Source organism: Paenalcaligenes sp. GW821-LYS-B07-1 (genome assembly GCF_058803365.1).
In genome coordinates, this window is record NZ_CM179516.1 from 160285 (window position 1) to 175956 (window position 15672).

At 51.9% G+C, this 15672-nt stretch carries 20 protein-coding genes; 12 read left to right on the forward strand and 8 right to left on the reverse strand.

The features are described 5' to 3' along the window. Positions 1-3: 3 nt before the first annotated feature. The 5 genes from AC3QL0_RS00745 (at position 4) to AC3QL0_RS00765 (ending at position 5417) form a co-directional block, all read left to right on the forward strand. A complete protein-coding gene (locus AC3QL0_RS00745; RefSeq protein WP_493009624.1) occupies positions 4-1479 on the forward strand; it encodes a gamma-glutamyltransferase family protein in 1476 nt (491 codons plus the stop codon). A 126-nt stretch (positions 1480-1605) separates the two neighbouring features. Next, complete coding sequence (locus tag AC3QL0_RS00750; RefSeq protein WP_135865202.1) at positions 1606-2340, forward strand: iron-containing redox enzyme family protein; 735 nt, start codon at positions 1606-1608, stop codon at positions 2338-2340. A 65-nt stretch (positions 2341-2405) separates the two neighbouring features. Further along, positions 2406-3866: an aldehyde dehydrogenase family protein gene (locus AC3QL0_RS00755; RefSeq protein ID WP_493009625.1), complete on the forward strand. Its 1461-nt coding sequence runs from the start codon at positions 2406-2408 to the stop codon at positions 3864-3866. Positions 3867-3896: 30 nt separating this feature from the next. Further along, positions 3897-4376, forward strand: a complete 480-nt coding sequence (locus tag AC3QL0_RS00760) for a GlcG/HbpS family heme-binding protein (protein WP_135865206.1) — start codon at positions 3897-3899, stop codon at positions 4374-4376. 15 nt (positions 4377-4391) lie between these two features. Then, on the forward strand, positions 4392-5417 hold the full coding sequence (locus AC3QL0_RS00765; protein WP_493009626.1) for a 2Fe-2S iron-sulfur cluster-binding protein: 1026 nt from the start codon (positions 4392-4394) through the stop codon (positions 5415-5417). On the opposite strand, the gene AC3QL0_RS00770 is transcribed toward AC3QL0_RS00765, so the two are convergent. Next, entirely contained in the window at positions 5414-5569 is a 156-nt protein-coding gene (locus AC3QL0_RS00770) for a hypothetical protein (protein ID WP_493009627.1), read from the reverse strand. The two genes, AC3QL0_RS00765 and AC3QL0_RS00770, sit on opposite strands and share 4 nt — an antisense overlap. A 196-nt stretch (positions 5570-5765) precedes the next feature. On the opposite strand from AC3QL0_RS00770, the gene AC3QL0_RS00775 reads away from it, so the two are divergent. The 6 genes from AC3QL0_RS00775 to AC3QL0_RS00800 all read left to right on the forward strand — a co-directional run bounded on the left by AC3QL0_RS00775 (position 5766) and on the right by AC3QL0_RS00800 (position 9496). Further along, on the forward strand, positions 5766-6074 hold the full coding sequence (locus tag AC3QL0_RS00775) for a 2Fe-2S iron-sulfur cluster-binding protein (RefSeq protein WP_493009628.1): 309 nt from the start codon (positions 5766-5768) through the stop codon (positions 6072-6074). Next, complete coding sequence (locus AC3QL0_RS00780) at positions 6074-6379, forward strand: ferredoxin (protein WP_493009629.1); 306 nt, start codon at positions 6074-6076, stop codon at positions 6377-6379. The genes AC3QL0_RS00775 and AC3QL0_RS00780 overlap by 1 nt, the downstream gene beginning before the upstream one ends. Before the next feature lie 15 nt (positions 6380-6394). After that, positions 6395-6673 (forward strand): 2Fe-2S iron-sulfur cluster-binding protein, encoded by a 279-nt coding sequence (locus tag AC3QL0_RS00785; RefSeq protein ID WP_493009630.1) that lies wholly within the window; start codon positions 6395-6397, stop codon positions 6671-6673. Between the two features lie 91 nt (positions 6674-6764). Next, positions 6765-7136, forward strand: a complete 372-nt coding sequence (locus AC3QL0_RS00790) for a DUF2294 domain-containing protein (RefSeq protein WP_493009631.1) — start codon at positions 6765-6767, stop codon at positions 7134-7136. A gap of 206 nt (positions 7137-7342) precedes the next feature. Then, the gene (locus tag AC3QL0_RS00795; RefSeq protein WP_493009632.1) at positions 7343-8365 is read left to right on the forward strand and encodes a Nif3-like dinuclear metal center hexameric protein; all 1023 of its coding nucleotides are present in this window, start codon (positions 7343-7345) and stop codon (positions 8363-8365) included. 24 nt (positions 8366-8389) lie between these two features. Next, positions 8390-9496, forward strand: a complete 1107-nt coding sequence (locus tag AC3QL0_RS00800; RefSeq protein WP_493009633.1) for a hypothetical protein — start codon at positions 8390-8392, stop codon at positions 9494-9496. 88 nt (positions 9497-9584) lie between these two features. On the opposite strand, the gene trxA is transcribed toward AC3QL0_RS00800, so the two are convergent. Further along, entirely contained in the window at positions 9585-9905 is a 321-nt protein-coding gene (gene trxA / locus AC3QL0_RS00805; RefSeq protein WP_493009634.1) for a thioredoxin, read from the reverse strand. A 257-nt stretch (positions 9906-10162) separates the two neighbouring features. Here trxA and AC3QL0_RS00810 point away from each other — a divergent pair, with 257 nt between their 5' ends. Continuing rightward, positions 10163-10426, forward strand: a complete 264-nt coding sequence (locus AC3QL0_RS00810) for a hypothetical protein (protein ID WP_493009635.1) — start codon at positions 10163-10165, stop codon at positions 10424-10426. An 88-nt stretch (positions 10427-10514) separates the two neighbouring features. Here the strand turns inward: AC3QL0_RS00810 and AC3QL0_RS00815 are convergent, their stop codons facing one another. The 6 genes from AC3QL0_RS00815 to AC3QL0_RS00840 are packed head-to-tail and all read right to left on the reverse strand — an operon-like array spanning position 10515 to position 15645. Further along, positions 10515-11771: an NAD(P)/FAD-dependent oxidoreductase gene (locus AC3QL0_RS00815; protein WP_493009636.1), complete on the reverse strand. Its 1257-nt coding sequence runs from the start codon at positions 11769-11771 to the stop codon at positions 10515-10517. A gap of 10 nt (positions 11772-11781) precedes the next feature. After that, entirely contained in the window at positions 11782-12663 is an 882-nt protein-coding gene (locus AC3QL0_RS00820; RefSeq protein ID WP_493009637.1) for a transporter substrate-binding domain-containing protein, read from the reverse strand. After that, positions 12647-14035 carry an amidase gene (locus tag AC3QL0_RS00825; protein ID WP_493009638.1) on the reverse strand — a complete coding sequence of 463 codons (1389 nt, stop codon included), beginning with the start codon at positions 14033-14035 and terminating at the stop codon, positions 12647-12649. Before AC3QL0_RS00825 ends, AC3QL0_RS00820 begins: the two co-directional genes overlap by 17 nt. Further along, the gene (locus AC3QL0_RS00830) at positions 14032-14208 is read right to left on the reverse strand and encodes a hypothetical protein (protein WP_493009639.1); all 177 of its coding nucleotides are present in this window, start codon (positions 14206-14208) and stop codon (positions 14032-14034) included. The genes AC3QL0_RS00825 and AC3QL0_RS00830 overlap by 4 nt, the downstream gene beginning before the upstream one ends. Then, positions 14201-14971, reverse strand: a complete 771-nt coding sequence (locus AC3QL0_RS00835; protein WP_493009640.1) for an amino acid ABC transporter ATP-binding protein — start codon at positions 14969-14971, stop codon at positions 14201-14203. Before AC3QL0_RS00835 ends, AC3QL0_RS00830 begins: the two co-directional genes overlap by 8 nt. Positions 14972-14982: 11 nt before the next feature. Continuing rightward, complete coding sequence (locus AC3QL0_RS00840; protein WP_135866911.1) at positions 14983-15645, reverse strand: amino acid ABC transporter permease; 663 nt, start codon at positions 15643-15645, stop codon at positions 14983-14985. Positions 15646-15672: the final 27 nt, after the last annotated feature.

Consider the following 15672-nt stretch of genomic DNA (forward strand, 5'->3'; position numbering starts at 1 on the left):
AGTATGCAAAGTAGCGATTTTTCATCCATACAGAAATCGGCTGTAGGTGACCGGTGGGCCGTGGCGACCGGCCACCCACTGGCCGCCAAAGCGGCCCGCACTATGCTGCAACAAGGTGGTAGTGCGGTGGATGCGGCCATTGCTGCCGATGTGGTGATGGGCGTGGTAGAGCCCATGGCTACAGGCATAGGCGGTGACTTGTTGGCGATGCTTGCCAAGCCGGGAGAAGCACCAGTGTCCTATAACGGCAGTGGTGCAGCGCCGCTGCTGCTGACTACCGAGCATGTGCATTCTTTACCTAACCAGCGCATCCCAGAGCGCCACGTATTGTCTATCACCACGCCCGGCTTGGTGCGCGGCTGGTATGACGTGCATCAGCGCTATGGGCGGTTGCCGTGGCGGCAGTTGTTCGACGATGCGATTCACTTGGCGCAAGAAGGCTTTGAGGTTGCCAAAGTAGCCGCACAGGAATGGAAGATCTTTGATTTTGTGCTGCATAAAGATCCAGTTAGCGCGGCGCTGTATAGGGCTGGTCAGCCTTATAGCGCTGGTGAGCAATTCAAAAACACCGAGTTAGCCGCTGTGTTGCAGGCTATAGCCGATGAGGGGCCAGATGCATTCTATCTGGGCGAGGTAGCGCTACAAGCAGAGCGAGCCATGTTGGCAGTAGGTGGCTTACTGCGAGCAGAGGATTTCAAGCGTCACCAGGGCTTTTTCTGTGAACCAGTGAGTGTGACACTAGACGATTACACCCTCTACGAGTGCCCACCTAATACCCACGGTATGGCAGTGCTAGAAGCGGTCAAGCAGGTGTGGGAGGAACGCGATCGCAGCGCTCCAGAGGCAGAACTTGCACTAGTACAGGCCACAGAACACGCCATGGCACATGCGGCGCGTGTGGTGTGCGACCCGGCAGGCAACACGGTATGCACCGTGGTGGTAGACAGCGATGGTTTGGCGGTCACACTGATGTCCAGCATCTTTAAACGCTTTGGTTCAGGGTATGCCGTACCAGGTTGTGGCTTTGTGCTGCAAAACCGAGGTTTTGGCTTTTCAGCACCGGGGCATGTGAATGAACCTGGGCCTCATAAACGGCCTTATCACACGGTTGTGCCCGCCATGGCGCTGAAAAACGGCCAGTTTTACATGGGTTTGGGGGTGGTAGGGGGCTTGATGCAACCTCAAGGGCAAATACAGATATGGACCAAAGTGCTGCGTGATCGCTGCCCGCTAGACGAAGCGGTGTATGCACCGCGTTGGCGCTTAGAAGCGGCTGGACGCCTTGCGGTAGAGCGAGGTTTTGATGCGCAGTGCGCAACTTTCTTACGCAACCACGGTTTTTCTGAACCGGATCCGGGCGTAGGTGAATTAGCTGGACGCAGTGATTTTGGTGGTGCTCAAGCCGTACAACGCCAAGCAGATGGCCGTTTGCAGGCTGTTTCAGACTCCAGAAAGGATGGTTGCGTAGCGGTTGCATGACGCTAAACAGGCAGGGTAATTCCCTACTTTCTTAAATTGTATACCGTATACAATATTCTTAAATAATTTAAGCTTCATGTTTTAGTCAGCTGCCGTAGGGCGATGTTTTTAAAAAGGGAAACAGTCATGGAAAAACTATTGAACCGCGACGAATTTCGCGCCGCATTGGAAACTGCCATCAAAGGCAAAAGCGCCAACAAATCTCCATTCAGCATTGCATGGGCCAGCGGCAAACTTAGCCGCGAGCACTTGGCGCGTTGGGCAGAGAACCACTACCACTATGTAGGCCCATTTGCCGATTACTTGGGCTACTTGTACGCACGTACACCCGCAGAATTTGTAGAAGCCAAAGACTTCTTGCTGGCCAACATGTACGAAGAAGAAATCGGTGGCGATCGTCACACTGATTTGCTGATTCGTTTTGGTGAGGCATGTGGCACATCCCGCGCTCGCATCGAAAACCCAGACAACATGAACGCCACTACACGTGCGTTGCAAGCCTGGTGCTACGCGATCGCGATGCGTGAAGATCCAGTCGTGGCGGTAGCCGGTTTGGTGGTGGGTTTGGAATCACAAGTGCCATCTATCTACCGCAAACAAACCCCTACCTTGCGTGAGAAATACGGTTTCACCGACGAAGAAGTGGAGTTCTTTGATCTGCACATTGTGTCTGACGAAATTCACGGTGAGCGTGGCTACCAAATCGTGCTGGAACACGCCAACACGGTTGAACTGCAACAGCGCTGTCTGCGTATTTGTGAAATCGGTGCAGAAATGCGCTTGCTGTACACCACCGCTCTGTACAACGACTACGTAAAAGACGAAATCAGTTTGCAGGAATTGGAACTGGAAGCAGCGTAAGTAGTGGATACACACCGGCGGGCAGATGGGCTGCCCGCCAGTACAGCAACAAAGGAAGTAGAGCGGTGGAAAATCTTAACGATGTTGTGTTCGAGAACTATATCAACGGACAGTGGCAACCCAGCAGCAGCGGGCGTACACAGCCTAATCTAAACCCGGCTGATCAGCGCGACGTAGTGGGCAGCTTTCCGGTTTCAACCGCTGAAGATGCGCAGCAGGCGGTAGCGGCTGCCCAAGCTGCTTTTGCAGCATGGCGCGCTACACCTATTTCGACGCGTGCACGTATTTTGGACAAGGCGGCAGCCTACTTGGATGCCAATGTAGAACGCATTGCAGCAGGGCTAACGCGCGAAGAAGGTAAGACGCTTGCGCAAAGCAAAATGGAAGTGACCCGTTCAGCACAGACTTTGCGTTTTTACGCAGTGGAAGGCCAAACCTACACGGGCGAAACTTTTCCACAGGACGATGCGCAGCAACTGGTTTATACACAGCGCGAACCGCTGGGTGTGGTGTCGGTGATTGCACCGTGGAATTTCCCCATTTCTATTCCTGCTCGTAAGATTGCCCCCGCACTGATCACCGGTAATACCGTGGTATTCAAGCCGTCATCCGACACGCCATTAACAGGCTATTACTTGTGCGAGGCCTTTGCTCACGCTGGTATTCCAGCAGGGGTGTTGAACTTGGTGCATGGACGTGCAGGCGAAGTAGGCCCTGTACTGGTGAAGTCGCCTGAAGTGCGTGCGATTTCATTTACAGGTTCTACCAAAGCGGGCGAAGACATTTGCCGACAAGCGCGCATGAGCACGCGTACGCAAATGGAGTTGGGCGGCAAAAACCCGCTCATCGTGATGGAAGATGCTGATCTGGATTTGGCGGTGAAGCTGGTGATCCAAGGCGGTTTTTCGTTAAGCGGCCAAGCATGTACTGGTACCAGTCGCGTGCTAGTGCAGCGTGGCGTCAAAGCAGAATTCACACGTAAGTTGCTAGAAAAAGTACAGGTGCTGACGGTAGGAAATGGTCTGACAGCCAACCCAGACTTGGGCCCTATTGCTACGCGTGGCCAGTTAGAAAGCATTTTGGAATACGTGCAAATTGGTAAGCAAGAAGCTACACACTTGTGTGGAGGTGACCGTTTGACTGAGGGCGATTTTGCCCACGGTTTCTACATGACGCCAGCCATCTTTACCGACGTTACCCAAAACATGCGTATTGCTCGCGAAGAAATTTTTGGGCCAGTGATTGCAGTGCTGGAATTCGAGAACTACGAGCAAGCCTTAGCCATGGCAAACGATACCGAATACGGCTTGTCGGCCGCCATTGTGACGCGTAGCGCGGAATACGCACACCGTTTCACTACCGACATAGAAGCCGGCACGGTCAAGATCAATCGCACTACCACTGGCAATTTAATGAATGCGCCATTTGGTGGTTTGAAGCAATCCAGTACCTCTACATTCCGCGAGTCGGGCCGAGGTGGCTTGGAGTTTTATACCCAAATCAAAACCGTCTATCGCGGTATTTGATGTTTTGTAAACCAAAGGTTGAGAAGTGATATGAAAAAAATTCTGCGTCTTGAACAGCGTGAAGCCCGTTTGATGGTGGAAGCGGCTATCGCCAAGTCCAAAGAAATTGGCGTGTTGGAAACTATTTGCGTGGTGGACGAAGGCGGTTATCCCATTGCCTTAGAACGTATGGATGGCGCACGTATTACTGGCCCACAAATTGCGTGGAACAAAGCGTTTACTGCAGCTGGCCACAAACGTTCTACGCACCTGTTCACCACTGCACCTAATGGCCCCGCCCTACCAGGCAATGAAGCTTTTGGTATTCAGCTGAGTTTTGAAGGCCGTTTCGCTGCATTTGTGGGTGGTTTCCCAGTAGTGATTAATGGCGAAGTGGTTGGTGGTATTGGGCTGAGTGGCGGTAATGGTGAGCAAGATACCGCAGCGGGTGTAGCCGCGTTGCAAGCCTTGTCCGATGCGCTGAAAGCTGAAGGGCTGGATGTGCTGGTACAGGCTGACATCAAGAAGTAAGAAGGGAGCAAGGATATGGCGCATCGTGTCAATGTACGGGAAACCGGTGAACACTTCTGGGTAGAGCCGGAAGAAACCGTATTGCATGCCGCCAAGCGGCAAGGCATACGCATACACAGTGATTGCGAGTTTGGTGGCTGTGGCACGTGCCGTATCCATGTCACTCAAGGGCAAGTGCAGTATGAAGATGACTGCTTGCCCATGAGTGTGGCTGATGATGAGCACGCTGCTGGCATGGCCGCAGCGTGTCAGGCACGGTTGGTTGGCGATATAGAGATTAGCTTGGCTAATCACCAAGATGAACTGGCCGAGGCGCAGGAAGTAGATGCGACTGTCCTAACGGTGGAACGTGCATGTACCGGTATCTGGCGCGTGCGTTTGCAATTGCCTGAAGGCGTGGTGATGGACTACCGACCCGGTCAATATTTGAATGTGTTGTGTGAGGATGGTCGTACTCGTAGTTTTTCTATGGCCAGTGCAAACGCTGCTAACGGAGTGGTAGAGCTGCATATACGTGAGATAGCAGGCGGGCGTTTTACTCAACAGCGTTTACCCACATTACAGACGGGCGACACCTTGCGGTTGATGCTGCCTCTGGGGCAGTTCTACTGGCGTGAAAAAGATTGGCGACCCATGGTGATGGTGGCTACCGGTACCGGTATTGCACCTATCAAAGCAATTTTGGAATCGTTATTGGATAACGACGATTGCCCGCCTATCAGTGTGTACTGGGGCATGCGTAACGCCGAAGACCTGTACCTAGCAGAAGAAATCGCGGCATGGGCAGATCGACTGTTCGAATTCCAGTTTGTGCCGGTGTTGTCCAACGCTGATGACAGCTGGACGGGCGCACGCGGGTATGTACAGCATCAAGTATGTGAGGACTTCCCTGATTTGTCCGAGCACGCTGTGTATTTGTGCGGTTCACCCGCCATGATCGACGAGGCTAGAGCCTTATTTGGACTGCAAGGGGCAGACAGCCAATACCTGTATGCCGATGCGTTTAACTTCCAAGCGGATAGCCAAGCATTGCCTGCTTAAGGCTGTTTAGCTTTGGAGCGAAACAGATCAGATAAACGAGGCAGATTAATCAGAGGAATACGTTGGCGCAATTGTTGGCGTTGAGCGAAGTAGGGCTGCAACTGTTCGCCGATGGGACGCTCTAGATAGCGCAGTTCGACGGGATTTTTCATGATGGTCTACACGTTGTTGTACTGAATTAAGTATACCGCAATTAGGGTTTCTACTCAAATTTAGGTGTTTTGTAAAGAAAAAGCAGAAATTTCACCCAATTTTTAGGGTGAAAAATAATCTGGTATACCGTTTGTGGATTTCGTTGCGATCGGGCTGATAATCCGGCAGCAGATTTGGTAGTAAGCAGGAGGCCTTATGCCAACCATCACATTTCATAAAGATGATCAGGTTCACGTGGGAGAGGTGCAAGCCAATACCAACTTGGTAGTGCGTGCTGGCATCAAGCAATTCCCCTTTCCGCACCTGAGTTATGGCTGCGGGATGGGTAAATGCGCGAAGTGCGCGTGCAAGGTGTTAGAGGGTGCCGAGCACCTGCCCGCCGCGAACTGGAAAGAGAAAAAACAATTAGGCGACAGGCTAGAGCAAGGGTGGCGTTTGACTTGCCAGCTTTGGATTAACGAAGACATTACCTTGGAACAGCCTGTCACCGTGGAGAGCGAATAATGTATGTGGTACTGACCAGCAAACCGGGTGAATACCGCAGCGAGGCAGGCGTAGGTGTAGAGCCAGTAGCTGCTTATGAATACTATTTTCACGGGCGACTCAAAGCCATTTTTACGATTGCCCGTATTCAAGAAGTATCCAGAGTGCGGATTGTGGAAGAAATCGAAGGGGGCACGATCAACAATATCACCACCCGCCAGATGGAAAAATTCCAAACGCAGCAAGCAGCGTATGACGAGATTTACGGACTGACCCAGTTTGGCACGATTAAGGCCGAACTGCGTGAGTGTGCGTTGAGTGTTTAAGAGGTAGATGTAACTATGGTTCAAATAACCTTTGCTTCCAATAATGATTTGGTGGTGTCAGCCGCAGAAAACAGCAATCTGCTGCGTGTGTCTATACGTGAGCGGGGCGGAATTCCCTTCAAATGTGGTGGCGGGATCTGTGGTACCTGCAAATGTCGTATCACCGAAGGCGTGGATAATACCGACGAGGTGAAAGCCAAAGAACATAAGCATCTAAGCACTGAGGATTTGCAGCAAGGCTATCGTATGGCCTGCCAAACTTTTGTGCGGGGAGACGTCACCGTTACATGGTGACAGAGCGTGAAAGCACTAAGTGCTGTGCTGCGTTTTTCCGTGTATAAAACGGAATTGGTGCAAATACGTTGTAGCGGTAATGGAGTAGGAAATGGGGATAGCAGGCTTTTCTTCAGTAGGCGAGTTCAAGCAGGCATTGACCCGGGACTACAACCGTATCAACAGCACCATTTTTGCTTCAGGCGTGGTGACGCTAAAAATAGATGTGCAGGATGATCGTATCAACATGTTGGCCATACATAAGCGTCAATCTGTGTTGGATACCTTAAGTCGAGAAAACGCACATATTGCTGATTTAGCCGACCTCTACCTGATTAAGGCATTCAAAAAGGAGATGAAACAGGTTTTGCTACAGCAGTACGGGTTAGACACCTTGGCCATATTCAAAGATTACGATGCTGTGGCCCAGTTGTCCTCTACCGTGATACTGCTGAGAAAAGAGGCTCAAACGCAGACAGACTAACGCTGTTGGTATGCTGAATTTGATCCTTGTCGTACAAGCCGACTGGTACGAAGTCTTGTTGTGCTTTGACGGCCTAGGTGCTCACCGTTGGGTGTGGCCGCTAGTGCTGTAGAAGCCGCCAACAATAAGTACAACTATACCGCCGGCCTCGAACTCTGGTTATGACCAGGGCTTGAGGCCGGCTTTTTATTTTGGAGACAAGCGATATGACATGTGTAGGCGATTTGCTAGACGCACTGAATGTAATCACAGGCGGGCGCATGGTGTCCTGTATGGACGAAGTCAAACATGGCAATCACCCCTTTGTGATTTGGAAGTCATCGGGCATTTACGGCAAGGAGGTGCTGGAAATTCCTGGACTGATACACGGCGATGCCAACAAACCAATACGCAAAGTAGCCGTATGTATGACCATGACCGAACTCAGCATTGAGTTGGCAGGGGCTACTGGTGTAGATGCGATTGTGGCGCATCACCCTATTGCTGACGCAGCCAGTTGTGGTGGTGTGACATTGCGTGATTACCTGAATTTGTACGGTATTGCCGCGTTGGAATGCCATGAGGCATTTCATGGTTTGCATCCTGGTATTGCCTATTTGCACGGTCACAAAGTACAGAAAAGCAATATCAGCTACGGCGGTGTACACGGCAACGTGATGTTTGTGGGTGAGCCTTTAGAAGGCATACGCACCATGGGCGATATGTTGGCACGGTTGGATAGTTTCATGGGCTTGGATATGGAGGAACAGCTATTGCTGAGCGAACGCCGTATCAAGAACAACGACAATATCCAAGAAACCAGTTTGCTGACACGCGGCGCTATACGCGTAGGGCGTCCAGATAGCCCGGTAAGCCGAATTTTGCATATTTTCCCGCACACGGGTTTTAGCCCTGAGCATCTGCGTCAGGCCATCGCTGAAAACCCCGATGTAGATACTGTGTTGGCGTCTATTAGTCGCGTGTACGACGGCCATGAGTTGATCGCTTGTGCCCAAGAGCTGGGACTGAATTTTATGGTGGGCAATAGCCATGTATTGGAAATCTTAGAAAACGGATTGCCATTGGCGTATGCCTTGAGTGCGTTATTGGAGGGTGTAGAGGTGGTGATGTTCCGAGACAGGGTGACCTCCACACCCGTGCACCAAGTGGGGACAGAACGTCTGCGCGAGTATGCACAACATGTTTCGGCCGCCCATTTAATGGGTAAGAACGTTTTGAGTTTCCACTAACTTTCCCTTAGGCTGGAGAGAGACATGAATAATAAGATTATAGAAATAGATAAAGTAACGCATACCCCAACAGGCAGCCGCAGGCCGATGGAGCGTATAGAAGGTATAGGTTTGGCACTGTTGGGTCTGGCAATGTTGACCCTGTTTTTCTTTCCCGGCACATTGTCGGGAGCATTTGATACGGTGTTGAATACAGTTAAGCCGGTTGTTGTTGACGTATTTTTAACTGGCCAAGTGGGTATAGCCGTCATTATTAGTGTGATTATCGGTAGGTTGCTTGAGCGTTTAGGCTTTACCGATGCGATGATGCGGGTGTTTATGCCGGGTATGCGTTGGATAGGTATTAATCCAGCGGTAATTATTCCTAGCGTCTACAACATTTTTGGCGATATCAATGCGGCAGGACGTATTTCTGGTCCGTTGCTGCGTCAAGCAGGAGCGACCAAAGATGAACAAAAAATTGCCGTGGCCACCATGGTGCAATCGCAGCAATCCTTTTCTACCTTTATGTTGGGGATGATGGCGCTGACCTTCGCGGGCGTAAACGTGTTTGCGGTGGTGATGATTGCCATTTTTGGCCCACTCTTGCTGTCGCCATTGATTCTGTCCAAGTTGGTGTATCGCAATGTGAAGTCGGTAGATTTGCTGACTGCTCCTAAGTTCACACCTGATACCGACTTTGCACCCATGCTGTTCAAAGCCGCACGTGAGGGTGTAGAACTGCTGTTTTTGATTTTGATTCCAGCTGTGGCATTGGTGTTCTGTGTGATCGGGTTGCTGGATCACATGGGTATCTGGCAACCAGTGAATGCATTGTTAGAGCGCGCGATGTTGGCGTTGAATATTCACCCAGAAACAGGGGTGTTGGCCGTGCTGGTGAGCCCCACGTTGGCGATGGGTAAACTGCAGGCGATGGCTAGTGGTTTAGATCCGTCGTTGGTAGTGGGCTCGTTCATTTTGGCATCGTCAGGCTTGCCGCTCTCGGCGGTGTTTGGCCAGATTCCAGTGGTGTGGGCTGAAAGCTCGGATCTGACCGAGAAAGAAGCCATGAAGGCCGCTATTTTGGGTATTGTGATGCGCTTGCTGACCGCTACCGTATTGGCGCTGTTGTTAACGCCATTGATTAGCTAGCAGGCGAGTGCTTGAGCATTATTGACATCCAACACACAACAGCCTAGCTACTGCAGCTAGGCTGTTGTGCGTAGATTGCCGCAAACGCTTAGGCGGCGTGGCGCTGTATCAGTTGCTGCAGTTGTGTTTGGCTTGCCGCACCAATCATCTTATCGATGACCTGCCCATCTTTAAACAGCAGCACGGTGGGGATACTTTGCACGCGGAACTGGCTCGCCAATTCGGGCACGGCATCAATATCCACTTCCGCAAAGTGTGCTTGCTCGTGTAAGGCTGCGGCCGCTTGTTGATAAATGGGCGCCATCATGCGACAAGGGCCGCACCACTCAGCCCAAAAACGTACGGCATGCAAACCGGGTGTTTGGTTAATGAGTTGATCGAAATTGTTGGTGTTTAAGTCTTGAACCATGATGGCCTACCTTACTCAAAAAGAATGAAATTCGGACGCTGGCATTGCCGTGTCAGCAGAAGGATCTGCCTTTGCTTTTCATTCAATAAATTAATTGAATGATAGTGAAAAGTACAATCTAGGTCAATTCAAGTAGGCATTGAGGTGTTCTATACGGCAATCTGTCGCATAATAGCTTTTGTACTAGGCGTAGCAGAATTTACCCATTTGCGAAGTGCTTGCAGGGCAGGCATGGCATAACAACTAGGAGCAGAATTATGATGTTCAGACGTGACCCTTTTCATATTCTAGAAGCGTATATTCAGTCTGTTGGGGATATGCAGCAAAACTATGCTCAGCTGAAAACCGCACTGCAAAACATCAACAACATCATTGATTTTGCCGAGCACAAAGTGGGTGCTGCCCTTGAAGCTGAACAGGCAGAGGAAATCAGTGAGGTAGGTTTGCAGTGGTTGGAAGGTGTGCGTCAGGGCGGCAATATGGATACGCTGCGCGACCAAGCCAAACAAGCGCTGGACTAAGCTAGACCACATACGGCTACACCAAGAAAAACGCCCCTTACGGGGCGTTTTTTTCTGGCATAACTAGCAAAGCGGTATCTACATCCGGCTAAAAGCGATCCACCCTAAACGGATGTATATCCATAGGCAAATGCTCTCGGCAAATCAATCGTGCAATCAGTTCTCCGGTAATAGGGCCTGTGGAAAAACCGATGTGGCCGTGCCCGAATGCGCACAGCACTTGTTGATGGCGCGGAGCAAAGCCCAGTACCGGCAAGCTGTCGGGGGTAGAGGGCCTATTGCCAGCCCATAGCTGTGAGGTATCCATGCTGTGGGCTAGCCCCAAGGCTTCGCGAGCAGCAGGGTATAGCCGCTCAAGTTGAATAGGATTAGCACGACTTTGTGGGTGTGCCAGTTCAACGCCGCTCAGTAAGCGCAACTGATCTTGCATAGGAGCAGCCACGTAGCCTGCAGCCACATCGTACACCGCACGCCGTAAGGCTGGGCCTTCGGGCATAGGTAGGCTGACGTGATAGCCACGTTCAGCCACTAGCGGAATACGGTAGCCCAGTTGTTGGCACAGAGGCGCACTTAATGCACCCGCTGCAAGCACTACGGTTTGGCTTTTGTAATGTTGCTGCTTACCGTACAACTGTATGTAGCCTTCGGCTGTATGTAGCTGTTGTACTTGATCGTTTACCCATCGGCCACCTTGTTGCTGGAATAGCTGCTGGTAGGCCAAGAGTAACTCACCGGGTGTGGCGACTGTAGCGGTTTCCGTTAGCCAAATAGCGCGGTGAAAAGGGTGCTTAATCGCAGGTTCTAGCTCACGTAAGGCCTGTGTATCTAACACGTCGAATTTCACGCCATGACGTTCAAACAGTAGGCGATCGGCCTCGCTACCAGCAAAACCTTCTGCACTTCTATATAAGCGTAGCCAACCTTCTTGGCGAATAAGGTGCTCGCTGCTGGTACGTTGCGCCCACTTTTGGTGATAGCTCAGTGCCGTGGCAGTAAAAGGGGCGAGTGCAGCTACGGCTTGTTCGCGTCGCTGAGTGTTCGCGTTCGCCATAAAGCGCAGCAGCCATGGCGCTAGGAAAGGTAGATTGCTATAGCGTATACGCAAGCCGTTATCCCGGTTCAGCGCGTAGCGTGGCAAATGTTTCCAGATACCAGCGCTGGCCATGGGAAAGATAGAACCATTGCTGATGACGCCGGCGTTGCCAAAACTGGCTTTGTCGCGTTCGTAGCCCGCATCAATAATGGTGACAGATAGCCCACGCTCTTGCAGCGCCAAGCCGCAGGCAGTGCCAACCATGCCGCCACCAATAATGGTGACGGCAGGAGAAGATGAGTAGGGATCCATAGCGGGTGGCTTAGAACACGACGTCCGAAGGAATATCGCTAGGCTCAATGCCCGCTAACTTCAAGCTGTCTAGAATCCAGCCACTGATTTGGCCCAGATCACGGTTGTAATCCACCCAAACGTTTAAGAAGTCACGCCAATCAGTATTGGTCTCTTTGGCAAAGGCCAAGTTAGAGGTCAACCCTACGATGGGGTCAGTCAGCATAGAGAACTTGCCGATGCTAGGGTTCTTTTTCACGGCAGTCAGACCCAGCAGCACAGCGAACACAGCGCAGTCCACTTTCTTGCTTTGCAGCGCTAGCATCACCTCATCGCGTGTAGCGAAGGCGGTAATTTGGGCTTGTGGTGCATAGCGGCGTGCGGCCATTTCTTGTGTGGAACCTAAGTCTACGGCGATGCGCACTTCAGGCTTGTTTAGGTCTGCCCATTTACTGGCTTGAACACTTTCCTGCGCCACAATGCCGTAGGGGTGCAGATACGTGGGGTGCGAGAAACCAATGGATAACGCGCGCTGTGGGGTGGGGGTGAGCGCCATCGCCAAGTCCACTTTGCCGGTTTGCAGCTGTATCACCGAGTTGCCGTAGGTGGAATCCACATATTCCAGTTCCACATCCAGAATCTTGGCGATGTCCTTAGCCATTTCTACCGATGCACCCGACCATTCTTTGGTAAAGGGGTCACGGGTGAAGTATGGAGGCTCACCTACCAGCGCTGCAATGCGTAGCTTCTTGGTGCGACGAATACGCTCCAGTGTGGACTCAGTGCCTGAGGGGGCGGACTGAGCACTTGCACTGGCAATAGGCAGGCTCAGACCTAGAGCGGAAGCGGCGGCCAGCTTAGCAAGTTGGCGACGGGACATCTGATTGGGCGCATCGTTATTGTAGTGGTCCATGGTTGTCTCCTATAGGACTGGTTACAGCGTGGTGTTGATCCCGTTGATGGGCAAAATCAAGAATGGTTTCTATGCGTTGAGCAATGTGTAGCAAAGCATGGTCTTGGTGGTGCTTACCCAGCAGTTGTATGCCCATAGGTAAGCCTTCCTCGCTGATTGCACTAGGCAAAGCGATGGCGGGTTGTCCGCTTAAGTTGGCAATGGCATTGAGGTTGGGTTGGGTAAGAAAGTAGAACGTGTCTACTTGATTCAACGGACCGGCTACCGCTGTGGCTCCCGGCAGTAGCAAAGCATCTACCGCTTGTAGGCTATGTTCCAAGGCTTGGGTCAGTCGTAGCTTGTCTTGTGTGGCTTGCAGATAGGCGCTGGCAGGGATGTTTTCTCCTACTAAAACGCGACCTCTGAAAATTTGGCCGTATGCCTCAAAGTGTTGGCGCACTTTAGGACCAAATACGTAAGCCACTTCAGCCATCATTAAGAGTGCGCTGCTGGTGTGCAGTGCTTCTAAACTAGGAAGGGACACCGGTACTATCTCTACACCTGCGCTTTGCAACTGCTGTTGTACCCCTTCCATCACGCTGTGCACTTCGGGCTGTAGTAAGGCTTTCAGCCCCCAGTGGCTGGTAGGAATTCCTAACCGTATGGGGCGATTGGGTGCAGCAGAGCGTGTAGCCTGTGGGCACAATGCTGTGAAAATTCGTTCGCAGTCTTCCACGCTATGCGCCAAAGGCCCAGCATGGTCCAGACTGACGCTGAGCATACGTACACCGTCTAAGGGCACCGCACTATAGGTGGGTTTTAGCCCCACTAGGCCGCAGTTTGTACTGGGTGATCGTATAGAACCTGCTGTGTCTGTACCAATAGAGGCCATACAGAGCTCAGCCGCTACGGTGGTGCCAGAACCGCTAGATGATCCACCCGGAAAGTAACCGGCTTTCCAAGGGTTGGTCGCAGGGGGGACAGGCAGGTCGAAGGAGGGGCCGCCAAACGCAAACTCATGGCAGTTGGCTTTGCCCAGAATGATGGCACCAGCAGCGCGTAACCGTGCCACAGCCGCCGCATCTTGTGTGGCTGCTGGTTGGTGTTGCTGTGAGAATGAACCGCCACTGGTTTTCATCCCCGCTACATCCATGTTGTCTTTGATGGATAGGCCTACGCCAAACAGTGGGGGTAAGGCATTAGGGTGGGTTTCCAGCTGTTTCTGCTGTTGTGCGGCTTGTTTTAAGGCGCTGTCAGCATGCCAACTGATGTAGGCGTGCAAGTGCGGTTGTTGCTCAGCGATGCGATCCAACTGCGTTTGCACCACATCGGTGATACGTAATTGGCCACTGCGGTAGGCTTTTTGTAAGGCGGCAATATGACGAGGAATCATGACGTAGACTCCAACACCGATTGCACAGCAATAGGGTCCGTAGGCGTGTGTGTTTGATGAGCAATCAGTTGGGCGATGAGTTGCAGCCCGCGCTGGAACTCCTGCTTTTCCTCGGCGCTAGCGGCATCCGGTAAGGTAGTCGCAAGCACAGTCTGTAAAGGTGTTTCAGGCATGAGCGCCTCGCTGGCTAGCGTGGTGAAAGTGGCTAAGAAACGCTTGGGTAGCGGGTTGCTGTGGGCTGTCTATCAGCAGTTTTGCAGGCCCCTCCTCTACCACCACACCGTCTTTCATGAACAGCACTCTATCGGCCATTTCACGAGCGAATTCTATTTCGTGCGTGACGATCACCATGGTCATACCTTCTTGGGCCAAGGTGCGCATCACGTTGAGCACTTCGCCTACCAACTCGGGGTCTAGTGCCGAGGTGGCTTCGTCAAACAGCATCACGCTAGGTTGCATTGCCAAGGCACGCGCAATGGCAACACGCTGTTTTTCACCACCCGATAAACGGTTAGGGAAGAACTCTGCCTTGTGTAGTAGCCCCACTTTTTCTAGCAAGGATTTGGCTTGCTCAGCCGCTTGTGCGCGACTGTGTTTGCGCACGGTGATAGGGCCTTCCATCACGTTTTGCAGCACGTTCATGTGTGGGAACAGGTTGAAGTGCTGAAACACCATACCGGTAGACGTGCGAAAGCACGCTTGTTCAGCATCACTGGGTTGGCGCTTTTTTTGGCCGAAGTCAAAATGTATGTCGCCTACTTGTACTGTCCCGCCATCGGGCTGTACCAGTAAATTTAAACAGCGTAACAAGGTGGATTTCCCGGACCCTGATGGGCCTATCAGGGCCAGCACGGCTCCCTTAGGCACCTCTAAGGAAATATCTTTAAGCACCACATTGTCGCCATACGCTTTGCGCAGATTTCGTACATGAATCATGGTCGTGCTCCCTAGTTGCTGCGAGCCAAACGGTTTTCAATGTGCTGCACCAGCAAGGTGGCTGGGAACAGTACAACGAAATACGCCAAGGCCACCACGGTATAGACCTCTAGTGGGCGGTAGGTTTCGTGTGCAATAAGCTGCCCTTGATACACCAAGTCCGGTACGGCCAGAACCGACACCAATGAGGTGTTTTTCAGCTGCAAAATAGACTGGTTCATCAACGGTGGGATCATGCGTTTGAACGCTTGCGGCAAGATCACACGGCGTAAGGCCTGCCACTTGCGCATGCCTAGTGCTTTGGCGGCTTCAACTTGCCCGGGGTCAATAGACACAATCCCAGCACGGATGATTTCCGAGTAGAAGGCTGCGCCATACAACGACAGGGCCAGTAGCGCCGCAGTAGGGGCTGACAGATTGATATCAATCAGTACGGGTAGGGCGTAGTAGAACCAGATCAAGATGACCAGAAACGGAGTGCATCGGAATAATTCTACGGCTCCGCGTAGCGGGATGCCCAATGCACGTGGGCTGCTGATGCGACCCAGTGCGACAAACAAACCCAGCACTAGCCCGAAAGCAATGCTGAGCACGGTATAAAACAAGGTGTATTCCAAACCTGCCAGCAGGATTTCCTTGTAGCGCCAGACCTGGCTGAAGTCCCATTGATACATAGGCCTATAGCTCCGTATTACGGCAAA

Excerpts from the sequence above, each read along its gene's own strand:
- AC3QL0_RS00810 (WP_493009635.1), top strand. The coding sequence starts at position 10,163 with ATGATGTTCAGACGTGACCCTTTTCATATTCTAGAAGCGTATATTCAG.
- AC3QL0_RS00770 (WP_493009627.1), bottom strand. The coding sequence starts at position 5,569 with ATGAAAAATCCCGTCGAACTGCGCTATCTAGAGCGTCCCATCGGCGAA.
- trxA (WP_493009634.1), bottom strand. The coding sequence starts at position 9,905 with ATGGTTCAAGACTTAAACACCAACAATTTCGATCAACTCATTAACCAA.
- AC3QL0_RS00840 (WP_135866911.1), bottom strand. The coding sequence starts at position 15,645 with ATGTATCAATGGGACTTCAGCCAGGTCTGGCGCTACAAGGAAATCCTG.
- AC3QL0_RS00780 (WP_493009629.1), top strand. The coding sequence starts at position 6,074 with ATGTATGTGGTACTGACCAGCAAACCGGGTGAATACCGCAGCGAGGCA.
- AC3QL0_RS00790 (WP_493009631.1), top strand. The coding sequence starts at position 6,765 with ATGGGGATAGCAGGCTTTTCTTCAGTAGGCGAGTTCAAGCAGGCATTG.
- AC3QL0_RS00825 (WP_493009638.1), bottom strand. The coding sequence starts at position 14,035 with ATGATTCCTCGTCATATTGCCGCCTTACAAAAAGCCTACCGCAGTGGC.
- AC3QL0_RS00775 (WP_493009628.1), top strand. The coding sequence starts at position 5,766 with ATGCCAACCATCACATTTCATAAAGATGATCAGGTTCACGTGGGAGAG.
- AC3QL0_RS00820 (WP_493009637.1), bottom strand. The coding sequence starts at position 12,663 with ATGGACCACTACAATAACGATGCGCCCAATCAGATGTCCCGTCGCCAA.
- AC3QL0_RS00785 (WP_493009630.1), top strand. The coding sequence starts at position 6,395 with ATGGTTCAAATAACCTTTGCTTCCAATAATGATTTGGTGGTGTCAGCC.
- AC3QL0_RS00760 (WP_135865206.1), top strand. The coding sequence starts at position 3,897 with ATGAAAAAAATTCTGCGTCTTGAACAGCGTGAAGCCCGTTTGATGGTG.
- AC3QL0_RS00835 (WP_493009640.1), bottom strand. The coding sequence starts at position 14,971 with ATGATTCATGTACGAAATCTGCGCAAAGCGTATGGCGACAATGTGGTG.
- AC3QL0_RS00745 (WP_493009624.1), top strand. The coding sequence starts at position 4 with ATGCAAAGTAGCGATTTTTCATCCATACAGAAATCGGCTGTAGGTGAC.
- AC3QL0_RS00795 (WP_493009632.1), top strand. The coding sequence starts at position 7,343 with ATGACATGTGTAGGCGATTTGCTAGACGCACTGAATGTAATCACAGGC.
- AC3QL0_RS00830 (WP_493009639.1), bottom strand. The coding sequence starts at position 14,208 with ATGCCTGAAACACCTTTACAGACTGTGCTTGCGACTACCTTACCGGAT.
- AC3QL0_RS00800 (WP_493009633.1), top strand. The coding sequence starts at position 8,390 with ATGAATAATAAGATTATAGAAATAGATAAAGTAACGCATACCCCAACA.
- AC3QL0_RS00765 (WP_493009626.1), top strand. The coding sequence starts at position 4,392 with ATGGCGCATCGTGTCAATGTACGGGAAACCGGTGAACACTTCTGGGTA.
- AC3QL0_RS00750 (WP_135865202.1), top strand. The coding sequence starts at position 1,606 with ATGGAAAAACTATTGAACCGCGACGAATTTCGCGCCGCATTGGAAACT.
- AC3QL0_RS00815 (WP_493009636.1), bottom strand. The coding sequence starts at position 11,771 with ATGGATCCCTACTCATCTTCTCCTGCCGTCACCATTATTGGTGGCGGC.